We start from the raw sequence: 12478 nt of genomic DNA on the forward strand, positions 1-12478 counted from the left end.
CGTCAAGTTCGCCACCTCCGAAAGTCAATCCCAAGCTTGGTCCAAGGCCTAACCGGCGGAGTGCCGACAGCGTCGTGCAAAGTGCGGGCAGCTTCCTCCGGGTCTGTCACGATCGTCAGAAGCGGCCGATAGGCACCGGGGTGGGCGCAGAGATCGAGCATCGCCCGGGTCAGCATCGCATTGGATGAACCGCGGTGCCCCGCGATCGTCACCCGCTTGTGGCCGATAGTTGTTTGGCACTGCTCGACAACCGGCCGACCTGCACGTCCGCCGGTATTTCGTGCGCGGACTTCGTTGAGATTGACCCCGGGCAGACGCGGATCCCGACCCTCAGAGGGGAGACCTCCAAAGAGATAGAGAATGCCGCCGTCGCATACGGCGCCGAGCCCGATAGCAAGGGCAGCGGCTGCATCCTGCCGCGAGGAGCAAAGGATCACGGTGTCGAAGGCTCTGTGCTCGATCTCTGCCGTCTCTTTAGTCCCTGTGACTGCGACATCCCGAACCGACCCGCAGGCAATTCCAAGCGCAAGACGAAGCAGTTGGCCAATCGTGCCCCGTCCGACCACCAATACACTGATCGGTTCGGCAACGTGCTTCAGAATGCTTCCACAAGTCAGGACGGATGCGAGCGGCTCAGCGAGAATAGCGAGATCGGCAGGTAATTCGGCAGGCGACGAAACGACCAAGCTCCGCAACCGGGCAGGCACGAGGAAGCGCTGCTGCATCATTCCGTCGAGCGTATGGCCGAGTTCAGCGGCGCCCCAGTCTGGCGTCGGGTTCACGGCAATGGTAGTGCCTAGCCAGCGCTCGTCCGCTTTCGCAGCCACTTCGTCGACAACCGCGACCCCCTCATGGCCAAGGATCCGGGCTGGATCGTCTCGTATGCCGCGCAGAATCTGGAGGTCGGTCCCGCAGACGCCGGCTACGAGGGTTCGGCACACAATGTCCCCCGGTTGCACTACGGGTGCCCGGACCTGCGTGAGTTTTGGCGCGCCCATGCCCGGCGGCCGCACCAGACCGGTATGTGACTTCGACGGGGCCAAGTTAATCCGATCAGCGGAAAACATGAATGTTTCGCCCTTCAGCCGCCATCTCGGCGAGATGGCCGGCACCGACTAGTCCAGACAGGCTCCCCGGCGAGACGATACGGAGCCGGCGCGAGAAATAGGACGAATCGCATTCAGTGATCTGGAACAATCCATGGTTTCGGAATTGCCGATCAAGGCTAGCCGAATAGGCCGGTTCGAGTGCATCCACGACACCCCCGGTGAGAACAATTGAATCGAGCAGCGGATCGTGTGTTAGAACAGCTGAAAAAATAGCGGCGAGCGGTCGCGTGATCGTAGCGAGGACGTCTAAGGCGAGGGCATCAGCGCTCGCCACCGCATGGGAGAACGCCGCGAGCATGGTGTCATCGTCCTCGTCGCGAGCCGCGGCCATTGTCGAGACTTCAAGCGCCTCCGGGGAAAGACATGGCAACTCGCGCAGAAGTTTCAACACACCTCGTCCGGACGAATAGGCATTCAGATGGTCGCATCCACCGCAGTCGCAGCTAGACTTAAGACGTGTGCCGCGGAAGAAAGCATCAACTTTGATATGGCCTATTTCGCCCTGTATTCCGTGTACGGGATCGACGGGCACGCCGCCTCGCGCGAAATCGTAGAGCCTCGATCCGATTCCGGTGCTCACCGTAACGAACAGGATACGCGAATGCCTCCCGGGATTGCAGGTCTGTATGTATGATACCAATCCGGCGGTGACGTCATTCGCGATCGTCCAGCGGATGTCCAATCGACGGCGTGTCAACGCGGCCTGCAGTTCGAAGAAGCCCGACTTCGGGCCCCATAGAGGGCCAGATTTCAGTACACAGCCACTACAGGCGTTCACAGGTGCTCCAAGTGAGATGCCGACGTGCTCTATCGGGGTTTCGCTCTCCAACTGCAGGCGCTCAGTCTCGCTCACCAGATAGTCGGCTAACGCTTCTTGAAGTTCGACAGGGCTGTGGTGGGCCGTGTTAAGATAATTGATCGCAGGTCGTCTTGTTACTGAGCCCAACTGTCCATTTGACCACAGCGCTGAACGAAAATGCGTGCCGCCGATATCAAAGACGGCGATTTCTTTGTCGTTCACTGCTGGCCTCCCGCGGTTGATGCGTTGCTGGCAGTGTCGCGCCACATTCGGAAAATTCGCGCGGCGGCAGTCCGAACTTTGTCGGAAGGAGTGATCCGATCGGCTGCAAGTGCCTCACCGATCGTGTCTGGCGTCGGATCGGCGAGCGCCGCCAAGGACAATCGTTCATGATGCTCGAACGCCGCGAGCCAGTCGCGGAATGGCCCTTTCGCTGGCGCGGATTCGATAATATCGATGCGATCACCAAGGACGTGGGCTCGCCGCTCCTCAACGAGAAACCCATCCACCGCCACGTTTATAGTGGCATCGTAGCTCTGCGCTCCGACGCGAGCGGCGACGAGCGGCACGACAGCTTGCGCATACCAAGGCATGTCACGCTTTGCGATTTGCGCAGGGCATTGTGTAGCATCTGCGACAAGTTCCCCGGCAATCGCATCCCTGAGAGATATTAATGCTGCCGCACGCCCCCTTTCGTGTACAGACCCGCCGTCGAAAAAGGCGAAGTATTTCGTTGGAATTGCGCCAAGGCGAAGAATATCGTCCCGGTACTTCTGCGTCGCGGTATCTGGGGCCAGCTGGAGGACGCGCTGCAGGAGATCATCTCCGTCGCCGATCCTGGCCATGGGGATAAACCCTCTGTGATTGAGGCCCTGGTAACTCCAGCAAAGTTCGGCTGGATCGATGCGCAGCGTCCTCGCGAAAGCCTGCAGCGTGGCAAGGGGAAGCTCGCAGATGCCGACCACTGCCAAGCCGTGGCGGAGCATCATGGCCGTTGTCAGGCTCAGCGGGTTTATCATGTTCACGACAAAGGCACCGGGACAGATTGCTTTCATTCGGATCGCGAGATCGTCCACCGGCAGCATTTGACGGAAGGCAGAGAGCAGGCCGCAAGGCCCCAAGGTTTCGTCCGCCCGGCATCCCAACTCGCAAGCGAAGAGTTCGTCACTGACCCTTGCCTCAAGCCCACCGAAGCGCGTCTGGACAATCACGATCTCGGCATCGGTCAAGGCCGCATCGAAGTCCGTTGTGGATACGACCGAGGTTCCGAATGCTCCCAGCCGGTGCTGGGCGTAGTGTGCAACCGCATTGAGGTTTTGCACGTTGCGCCCTTGGAGCACCAGCACCCACTCGCCCAGCCGGGGGTTTAAAGCCCTGTTTGCCTCAATCGCGTCGACAAGCGCCACCGTAAAGGGCGAACTACCGCCGAGGACCGAGACCCGCGTCATCAGAAAATCCAGAACGAGCCGTAGGTGATTTCCTCGTTTGGCATGTGCGGCCGATCGGCGAATGGACCGCCGTCGCCGTGAACTGAAATCCGATCCGGACCTAACCTTGACGGGAAAGACCCGACGCTCATTGCAGGCCAATCCTGGCCAGATTCTCCTCAGCAGGAAGTTCCGCCGCGTAGTGAGCCGAACCGCTGTTCGAAATACCTTCCTGCCAGCTCCGAGCGCGCAAATACGTCAAAACCTCTGATATAAGTCCTGGCGGGCACTGATTTTCCCGCTTGAGGAAGCGGTACCGGCCAAGGTCGGTTGGCACCACCATATTGATATTTCCACCTCTATGCTTGGCAGCGGCCCGGAACGACCTTGAGACCAAGTCCTCGTTTAAGTCCTCGTGCCAGATCGGCAAGCCAACTGCCACCAGCAGATCGACTATGCGCATGGCCGTTTCCTCTCTGAGCCAACCGAGGTACCATCCCAGGACGCTGGAGAAGGCGAGGTCGATCGCGACAGCAAAGCCGTGGTGAAGTTCGTAATGGGTCGAAGCTTCAAGCGGGTGGGCGATCGTGTGACCCAGATCTACCGCCCTCTCGTAGGATGTGACCTCGAAGGGATTCTTCGAAAGCTCTCCCAGCATGGCAGCGATGGCCCGCCGGATGGGTTCGTGAGCCAACGTGTCACCTTTAAGAACCCAGGACTGCAGCCCGCCTCCTCGAGCCTCTTCGATCATGCGGAAGAGATCTGTGTCGGAGGTACAGGCGATCTTGACCATCTCGGCCAACCCCTGCCGGACTGAATCGACGCCCAAGGTCTTGAGCAATGACGGGATCACCGCGACAGCTTCCGGTGGGTGGAAACAACCAAGGTAGTTCTTGCCCTCTCCGAAATTGACGCCGCCCTTTAGTCCGATTCCGGCATCGACCTGCCCAATCAAGGTGGTTGGGATACGAAGGTGAGACAAACTCCGGCGCAGCATCGACGCCGCCAGCGTAACGATGTCTGAGCAGACGCCGCCGCCGATCGCCACCAACGTACCCTGGCGATCAATCCCGGCGTCGGAGGCTGCGCGACAAACGGTCAGTACCGATTTCATGGTCTTCGTCCGTTCGGTGCAGTTCAACACCAGCCAGGACGGCTTCAAACCGACGCTTGCGAAGGCTGCACGGATCTCGTTGCCATAGAGCCTCTCGACAGTAGGGGTGGTGACCGCCAACACAGTCCGATTGCGGGCATGGGCCTCAATCCAATCGCAGAAATCCGGGGAGTGAAGACCCTCAAAAAAAGCGACATTGAAGGTGTGGTCGCGGGAAGACCGGAGGGAAAGCTGCTCTGCGGTGGGTGTCCACATGATCGAACTCAAGGGTTCTGCGGAACGTCTCAAAAGCATATTTGACGGCAACCAGCAATATTCGTTCCGTGTAGTTCAAATTATACCTTATATGAAATATTCGACCTCATCTGTTCGACGGATGCGCCGATTTGTGGAAGGTGCCAACGGCAAGTGACGAGCGGAAATGCATTCGCTCGAATCGAGGTGTTGAGCGACAATTGAGCTTGTTACGAGTTGCTCAAGATCTTTGTTTTGAGGATCTCTGCACCCTTGCCAGTCTGAAGCATTGCGACGCGGATCGATTTCTATGGTCGGCTTATCAATGCACTGCGGGTGTTGGCGGCTCCTTCGGTGACCGGAGTTGTATAAATTGCCGGCTTCAATGCTTCGATTGGCGGTCATTGCGCTCATCCTTTGGTTCAGGGCCGTATCGGGAACACAGACATCGATTTCTGGATGAGGTTTAAATCCAGCTCTGTCATTGCACCCGAAGAGCGGTCAAGCTGTTGTCGGCCCCCCGATAGAGGAGTGCGCATAGGCCCGCGGTTGAGGGCTCAATGCCCTCCGTCGCCGCCTGTTCGATGGTGCGGTTAGTCGGTTTATCCGCGAGGCCCCTTGCTCCCTTTGCGGTGGCAGTTGAGCAGCCCAGCCGCCGTCGTCCCGTGCTTGTGCATGCGACTGCATAATGATCGGACCGGCCAAGGATCGCCATCAGCAAACCGGCATGTTCAATGCACTCGTCAACGAGTGATGCTGTCGTAGGATTGATGGATTTTCGCGTGGAGTCAGGAGGCGCTAACAATCCGTCTGCTTTCTTGTTCAACGTTACAGAAAACGGACTGCCTGCTCCCGGCCCCTTTCGGCCGTCGAATGATTAGGCTTCCGACGTTCAAGCATCGCGTTAGGTTGTGGCCGGCGTCGGCACCCTGACGGTACTTTTTGAGAGAAGTGGGAGCACACGTTCCGGTCCAGTGAGAAGGTCAAAAAGCCCGATTGATATCGATAGTTCACGAAAGCTCGAAATTTTTAGCCGAAAATTCGCCTTCAAAATCGATACCGTAGGTTTTGACGGGCCACGGGTCGGCTTTCGGTGTGGCGGGCAAGAAAAAACCCAGGTGGATCAAAGGCATAACGGGTTTAGAACAATCGAGTGGGAATGACCGGCGAGACCGGGAACTGGTCCGCGCGTTCGGTGCCGAACGAGGCGCGCGCAAGGTCTATGACGCGCCTGCCATAGAGGGGCTCACCGCTCCAGGCAGATCGCCACGCCCTGGCCGCCGCCGATGCAGAGCGAGGCGAGGCCCTTTCGCGCATCACGGCGGATCATCTCGTGGAGCAGCGTCACCACGATGCGGCAGCCGGAGCCGGCCAGCGGATGGCCGAGCGCGATGGCGCCGCCGCTCAGGTTGATGATGCCCTCGTTCCAGCCCATCTCGCGGTTGACCGCGATGGCCTGCGCGGCGAAGGCTTCGTTGATCTCCATCACGTCAAGGTCGGCCGCGCGCCAGCCGGCTTTGTCGAGCGCCAGGCGTGAAGCGGCGACGGGACCGAGACCCATATACATCGGCTCGACGCCGGCGGAAGCGTAGGACGCGATGCGGGCGAGGGGCGTCAGGCCGAGTTCGGTCATCCGCGCCGGCGACATCACCAGGACTGCGGCGGCGCCGTCGTTGAGGCCGGAGGAGTTGCCGGCCGTGATCGTCCCCGCCGCATCGAAGACCGGCTTCAGCCGGCGAAGACCTTCCATCGTGGTGGAGGGATTGGGGTGCTCGTCGCGCTTGACGACCACATCGCCTTGCCTGGTCCTGATCGACACCGGAACGATCTCGTCGTCGAATCTGCCAGACTGGATGGCGGCGTCCGCCTTTTCCTGTGAACGCAGCGCGAAACGGTCCTGTTCCTCGCGGGTGATCTGGTAGCGCTGCGCCAGCGACTCGGCGGTAACGCCCATATGCACCTGATGGAAGGCGTCCCACAGCCCGTCGGTGATCATGGAATCCTTGACGGTACGGTCGCCCATGCGGATGCCGCAGCGCACACCGTCGATGAAATGCGGCGCCGAGGTCATCGAGTCCTGTCCGCCGGCGATCACGCAATCGGCGTCGCCGCAGCGAATGGCCTGCGCGGCGAGATGGATCGACTTCTGGCCGGCGCCGCACACTTTGTTGACGGTCATGGCGGGCACGCTGACCGGCAGCCCGGCCTTGAGCGCGGCCTGCCTGGCCGGGTTTTGCCCGGCGCCGCCGGTCAGCACCTGGCCCATGATCACCTCGCTGACGGCGCCGGGCGCGAGCTGCGTTTCCGCCAGCAACGCCTCGATAAGCTGCCCGCCCAACTCCGCAGCCGAGAGGCCGGAAAAAGCACCGTTCAGCTTGCCGATGGGCGTCCGCTTCGCGGCAACGATATAAACCGCATCCATTTCTGATCCTCCGCCCGGGGTGATCCACAGAGGCGGATCGCCGCTTGACATTCTGGTTATAACCAATAATCATGAAATGCATCGGCAGGCAAGGTCGCGGCATCCAGCCCGGCCTGCGTTGCGGGAGGAAATCCATGTCATCCGTGCTTTGGACGCCGGCGCCGGCCGCGTTCCAATCATCCAACCTTGCGCGCTTTTCGATGGCCAACGGCTTCGACCCGCGCGACTACGAGACGCTGCATCGCTGGTCGATCGGCGATCCCGGGGCCTTCTGGCGGGCGGTGTGGGATTTCGCCGAGGTCGTCGGCGATCCAGGCGCGATCTCCTTCCTGCGCGACGACAATGCGCCGATGACCGAGAGCCGCTTCCTGCCGGAAGCAACGCTCAATCTCGCGGAAAACCTGTTGCGCGGCGACGGCGAGAGGATCGCGCTGATCGAGGCCGACGAGGCCGGCCATTTCCAGACCATCACGCTCGCCGAATTGCGCCGGCTCGTCGCTAGAACGGCCGACGGCCTGCGCGCGGCCGGTATCGGTAAGGGTAATTGCGTCGGTGGTATCTTGCCCAACAGGGTCGAAGGGCTCGTGGCGCTTTTGGCGACGCTCTCTGTCGGCGCCGTCTGGTCGTCCTGCTCGCCGGATTTCGGCGCTGCCGCAATCGTCGACCGCCTCGGCCAGATCGGCGTCAAGGTGCTGTTCGCCGCGCCGCGCCACCGCTATGCGGGCAAGGAGCACGACATCTCCGGCAGGCTGGCCGAGATCGTCGCCGCGATGCCGACGGTGACGACGCTGGTGCTGACCGGCGAGCCGGGCCTTCGGCCAAACTGCGTGGCGGATTGCATTTCGTTCGACGATTTCGGCGGCGACGCTCCGCTCAGCTTCGAGCGCGCGCCCTTCGACCATCCGGCCTATGTGCTCTACACCTCCGGCACGACAGGCGCGCCGAAGGCGATTGTCCATCGCGCCGGAGGTGTGCTGCTCCAGCATGTGAAGGAGCACCTGCTGCATGGCGACGTCCGTCCCGGCGACGTCATGAGTTGGTACACCAACACCGCCTGGATGATGTACCACTGGCTGATCTCCGGCCTTGCCTGCGGTGCGACAGTGGTTCTCTATGACGGCGCGCCGATCCTGAAATCGGCCGACGGCCTCGACCCCAGTCCGCTATGGACGATGGCCGAGCGTGCCCGTGTCACGCATTTCGGCACCAGCCCGAAATATCTGGCCACACTTGCCGCCGAAAATTACGCGCCGGGGCGCCTGCACGACCTTTCGCCGCTGCGCTCGCTGCTGTCAGCCGGCGCGCCCGTGTCGCCCGGGCAGTTCGATTGGGTCTACGAGCATGTGAAGCGCGACATGATCTTCGCCTCTATTTCCGGTGGCACCGAGATCATCGGCTGCTTCCTGCTGGGATCGCCGATCCATCCTGTGCGGCGTGGCGAGCTGACGGTGAAAGGCCTTGGCCTCGCGGTCGCCGTGATGGACGAGCGCAATGCGCCGGTGATCGGCCGCCAGGGCGATCTCGTCTGCACCGAGCCGTTCCCGTCCATGCCGCTGACCTTCTGGGGCAAGGACGGCGATGCGCGCTATCGCGCCACCTATTTCGCCGCGCGCCACGAGATCTGGACGCATGGCGATGTCGCCGAGATGACGGCTTACGGCTCTGGCGTCATCCACGGCCGCTCGGACACGACGCTGAAGCCCGGCGGCGTGCGCATCGGCACGGCGGAAATCTACGCCGCCTGCGAAAACTTCGCCGAGATCGAGGATTGCCTGGTCTTTGGCGCGCCGGTCGAAAGCGACGAGGAGATCGTGCTCTGCGTCAAGCTCAATGATGGCTATGCGTTGACCACAGAGCTTGCCGCGCAAATCCGCCGGGCGATCCGCGAAGGGGCCTCGCCGCGCCATGTGCCGCATCGCATTCATGCGGTGCAGGCCGTGCCCTATACGCTGAACGGAAAACGCGTCGAGGGCGCCGCCCGCACCACGCTCGAGGGCAAGCCGGTCAAGAACATGGCTTCGCTCGCCAATCCGGCATGCCTGGAGGAATACCGCACGCTCGACCGGAGCAAGGCGGCATGAGCCGGCCAAAGGGAACGATCGTCGGCATCGGCGAGTTGAAGCCGCAACGCCTGACGCAAGGCGTGACGACGCTGGAGATGATCGCCGAGGTCTCGCGCCTGGCGGTGCTCGATGCCGGGCTCGAGCCGGCGGCGATCGACGGGCTGCTGGTCGGGCCGCAGGTTGGCGAGACGCCGCAGCATGTCCCGGCAACGATTGCCGAATATCTGGGCCTCGCGCCGACCATGGCCAATGTCGTGGACCTTGGCGGCGCATCCGGCGCGGGCATGGTCTGGCGCGCGGCGGCCGCGATCGAGGCCGGCATGTGCGAGACGGTGCTGTGCGTGCTCGCCAACAACCGCGAGGAGACGGCGCCCCGTTCTCCCAACCGCAATCCAATCCGCGAGTTCGACGTGCCCTTCGGCGCCTCGGGCGCCAACATCTCCTACGCGCTGCTGATGCAGGCGCATATGGCGGCATACGGCTCGACCGCGCGGGACTTCGCCCTGATCGCCGCCGCCGCGCGCGCCAACGCGCAGCTCAATCCCGACGCCATCTTCTTCGGCAAGCCGGCCGATGTGGAAGCGGTGCTAGCCTCGCCGATGATCGCCTCGCCGCTGCACCTGCTCGAAATCGTCATGCCGGTCGCCGGCGGCGAAGCGGTCGTCGTCACCTCGGCCGAACGCGGGCGGTCGTTGCGCAAGCCCGTGCATCTGCTGGGCGCCGGCGAGAAGGTCACGCACCGCGCGGTCAGCCAAGCGCCGAGTCTCACCTCCGGTCCGCTGAAGAGCGCCATGGCGCGGGCCTTCCAGCAGTCCGGCACGCGGGCCGATGAGATGGATCTTCTGTCGCTCTACGATTGCTACACGATCATGGTCGCGGCCACGATCGAGGATGCCGGCCTTTGCGCGCCGGGCCGGTTCGGCGCGTGGCTCAACGACCACGACCTTTCCCACAAGGGCGACAAGCCGCTCAACACGCATGGCGGCCAGCTCGGCTTCGGCCAGCCGGACCTTGCCGGCGGCATGACCCATGTCGTCGAGGCGGTGCGGCAGCTGCGCGGCGAGGCCGGTGGGCGCCAGATCGGCAAGGCCGGGCTCGCGCTGGTCACCGGCAATGGCGCGACGATGAGCGAAGCCACCGCGCTGGTGCTGGGAGCCGCCTGATGTCCGTCGGTCTCAACACGCTGAAGACCCCTGGCCCAACGATCACCGCGCTGACCAAGCCATTCTGGGATGCCGCCGCCGAGGGCCGGCTGAAAATCCAGCACTGCGAGGATTGCACCAGGGCCGTCTTCTATCCGCGCCCGATCTGCCCGCATTGCTGGAGCAAGCGTCTGGCCTGGAAAGACGCATCAGGCAGGGGGCGGCTCGCATCCTTTTCGGAGGTGCACAAGCCCGGCCATCCCGGCTGGCTGCCGGCAGCACCTTACGTGGTCGGCCTGGTCGAGCTGGCCGAAGGCCCGACGATACTGAGCTTCATCTTGCCCGGCACACGGCCGCTACAGGTCGGGGACATGCTGCTTCTTGCTCCGACCGCCATCGGCGGCCGTGTCCTGCCGGCCTTCAAACCAGTCGAACCCAGAGCAGAGGAGAAGCCGCAATGAGCACCGAAATGAAGGACGGTTGGGTTGGTGTGGTGAAAGGTCGTCCGCAGGTCGGCGCCTTCGCCGAGCGCACACGGCGCACGAGGATGAGCGACATCGAGGCCTTCACCGAGATCACCGGCGATCGCAATCCGCTGCATTACGATCGCGCGCTGGCCGAGAAGTCGGTGTTCGGCAAGCTGATCGTCCAGGGCGGCGTAACCTCCGGCATCCTCAACGCGTTGGTGGCCGAGGATTTGCCCGGCCCCGGAACCGTGTTCCTCGAAGTGGCCTGGAAGTTCGTCAAGGCTGTCGGCGTCGACGAGGAGATCACCGGCCGCGTGGAGGTCAAGGAAGTGCGCCCCGACAAGCCGATCTGCAAGATCGAAACCAGCGTGCGCAACGGCCAGGGCGAGCTTTGCCTCACCGGCACGGCCACGGTGTTCACCGTTCCGCTGCAAGGCGCGTGAGCACGGTGGAGAACGGCCGGCTTGGCGTTGCGGCCGACGGCGAGCGCTGGCGCGTGCTGTCGCTGCTTTGCCTGGCGGTCGTCCTGTCGCTGACCACCTGGTTTTCGGCGACCGCGATACTGCCGGAACTGAAGCAGGAGCTGGCGCTGGGCCCGAGCGCCGAGGCGTGGCTGACCAATGGCGTTCAGGTCGGCTTCGTCATTGGTGCGCTGGCGGCGAGCCTGGTCAACCTTCCCGACCTTGTGCGGCTCAGCCGCCTGATGGCGGCGGCGGCGTTTGTCGCTGCTTTGGCCAACGCGACGCTCCTGCTTCATCCCGGGTCGGGCGGCGTGATCGCCGCGCGCATCGTCACTGGCGCCGCGCTTGCCGGCGTCTATCCGCCGGCGCTGAAGCTGGTCGCCACCTGGTTCACCCGCGACAGGGGGCTGGCGCTCGGCGCGGTCATAGGCGCGCTGACTGTCGGCTCGGCGCTGCCGCATCTCTTTCGCGCGGTCTCGACCGCGCTCGACTGGCGGCCGGTGGTCGCCGCTGCAAGCGTGGCCACCGCGGCGGGCGCGCTGCTCTTCCTGCTGTTCGCGAAGGAAGGGCCCTATCCCTTCGGCAAGGCGGTGTTCGAGCCCTCGCGCATCGGCCAGGTGTTCCGAGAAAAGCCGCTGCTCCTCGCCAATCTCGGCTATCTCGGCCACATGTGGGAGCTCTACGCCATGTGGGCCTGGCTGCTCGCCTACACGCGCGCGGCCTTCGAGGCGCAGGCGATCGGAACCGCCGCCACCGCCTCGCTCGCGACTTTCCTTGTCGTCGCCTCCGGCATCCTTGGTTGCCTACTCGGCGGTTATCTGTCGGACCGCATCGGCCGCACCGCCACCACCGCCGGCATGATGATCGTCTCGGGAAGTTGCGCCCTGCTGATGGGCTTTCTCTTCACCGGCCCGCTCTGGCTGTTCATGCTGGTGGCCATCGTCTGGGGCGTGTCGGTGATCGGCGATTCGGCGCAATTCTCCGCCGCCGTCACCGAGCTCGCCGACCGCCGCTTCGTCGGCACTGCCTTGTCCGTGCAACTGGGCGCCGGCTTCGCGCTGACGGTGCTCGCCATCTGGCTGACACCCGGCTTCGCCGACTTTATTGGCGGCTGGCGTTGGGCCTTCCTGCTCCTGGTTCCCGGGCCGCTTCTGGGGGCTGCCGCCATGCTGTGGTTGCGAAACTTGCCGGAGAGCGAGAAAATGGCTGGTGGGCTCCGTTAGGAGCCGCTGCTGCGCTG

The 12478-nt window shown here is 63.2% G+C and carries 11 protein-coding genes; 6 read left to right on the top strand and 5 right to left on the bottom strand.

Annotated features, from left to right (window positions below; translation table 11 throughout):
* Window positions 1-2: 2 nt before the first annotated feature.
* The 4 genes from FJW06_RS02990 to FJW06_RS03005 form a co-directional block, all read right to left on the bottom strand.
* Window positions 3-1067, bottom strand: coding sequence for an alcohol dehydrogenase catalytic domain-containing protein (locus tag FJW06_RS02990; protein ID WP_140747760.1), 1065 nt, complete (start codon window positions 1065-1067; stop codon window positions 3-5).
* Window positions 1054-2130 carry an ROK family protein gene (locus FJW06_RS02995; protein ID WP_140747763.1) on the bottom strand — a complete coding sequence of 359 codons (1077 nt, stop codon included), beginning with the start codon at window positions 2128-2130 and terminating at the stop codon, window positions 1054-1056. The genes FJW06_RS02990 and FJW06_RS02995 overlap by 14 nt, the downstream gene beginning before the upstream one ends.
* Window positions 2127-3356, bottom strand: a complete 1230-nt coding sequence (locus FJW06_RS03000) for a 6-phospho-beta-glucosidase (RefSeq protein ID WP_140747766.1) — start codon at window positions 3354-3356, stop codon at window positions 2127-2129. The genes FJW06_RS02995 and FJW06_RS03000 overlap by 4 nt, the downstream gene beginning before the upstream one ends.
* A gap of 127 nt (window positions 3357-3483) precedes the next feature.
* Window positions 3484-4704, bottom strand: a complete 1221-nt coding sequence (locus FJW06_RS03005) for a sedoheptulose 7-phosphate cyclase (protein ID WP_140747768.1) — start codon at window positions 4702-4704, stop codon at window positions 3484-3486.
* On the opposite strand from FJW06_RS03005, the gene FJW06_RS30015 reads away from it, so the two are divergent.
* Window positions 4703-4861 (top strand): hypothetical protein, encoded by a 159-nt coding sequence (locus tag FJW06_RS30015; RefSeq protein WP_181178123.1) that lies wholly within the window; start codon window positions 4703-4705, stop codon window positions 4859-4861. The two genes, FJW06_RS03005 and FJW06_RS30015, sit on opposite strands and share 2 nt — an antisense overlap.
* Before the next feature lie 1068 nt (window positions 4862-5929).
* On the opposite strand, the gene FJW06_RS03010 is transcribed toward FJW06_RS30015, so the two are convergent.
* Window positions 5930-7105, bottom strand: a complete 1176-nt coding sequence (locus tag FJW06_RS03010) for an acetyl-CoA C-acetyltransferase (RefSeq protein WP_140747770.1) — start codon at window positions 7103-7105, stop codon at window positions 5930-5932.
* A gap of 134 nt (window positions 7106-7239) precedes the next feature.
* Here FJW06_RS03010 and FJW06_RS03015 point away from each other — a divergent pair, with 134 nt between their 5' ends.
* From FJW06_RS03015 to FJW06_RS03035, 5 genes are read left to right on the top strand one after another with little or no spacing between them, the layout of a single operon-like run.
* On the top strand, window positions 7240-9186 hold the full coding sequence (locus tag FJW06_RS03015; RefSeq protein WP_140747773.1) for an acetoacetate--CoA ligase: 1947 nt from the start codon (window positions 7240-7242) through the stop codon (window positions 9184-9186).
* Entirely contained in the window at window positions 9183-10331 is a 1149-nt protein-coding gene (locus FJW06_RS03020; protein WP_140747776.1) for a thiolase family protein, read from the top strand. Before FJW06_RS03015 ends, FJW06_RS03020 begins: the two co-directional genes overlap by 4 nt.
* The gene (locus tag FJW06_RS03025; protein ID WP_140747779.1) at window positions 10331-10771 is read left to right on the top strand and encodes a zinc ribbon domain-containing protein; all 441 of its coding nucleotides are present in this window, start codon (window positions 10331-10333) and stop codon (window positions 10769-10771) included. Before FJW06_RS03020 ends, FJW06_RS03025 begins: the two co-directional genes overlap by 1 nt.
* Window positions 10768-11220 carry a MaoC family dehydratase gene (locus FJW06_RS03030; RefSeq protein WP_140747782.1) on the top strand — a complete coding sequence of 151 codons (453 nt, stop codon included), beginning with the start codon at window positions 10768-10770 and terminating at the stop codon, window positions 11218-11220. Before FJW06_RS03025 ends, FJW06_RS03030 begins: the two co-directional genes overlap by 4 nt.
* Window positions 11217-12461, top strand: coding sequence for an MFS transporter (locus FJW06_RS03035; protein WP_140747785.1), 1245 nt, complete (start codon window positions 11217-11219; stop codon window positions 12459-12461). Before FJW06_RS03030 ends, FJW06_RS03035 begins: the two co-directional genes overlap by 4 nt.
* Window positions 12462-12478 lie beyond the last annotated feature (17 nt).

This window comes from Mesorhizobium sp. B4-1-3, from assembly GCF_006439355.1.
Lineage (GTDB): Bacteria > Pseudomonadota > Alphaproteobacteria > Rhizobiales > Rhizobiaceae > Mesorhizobium.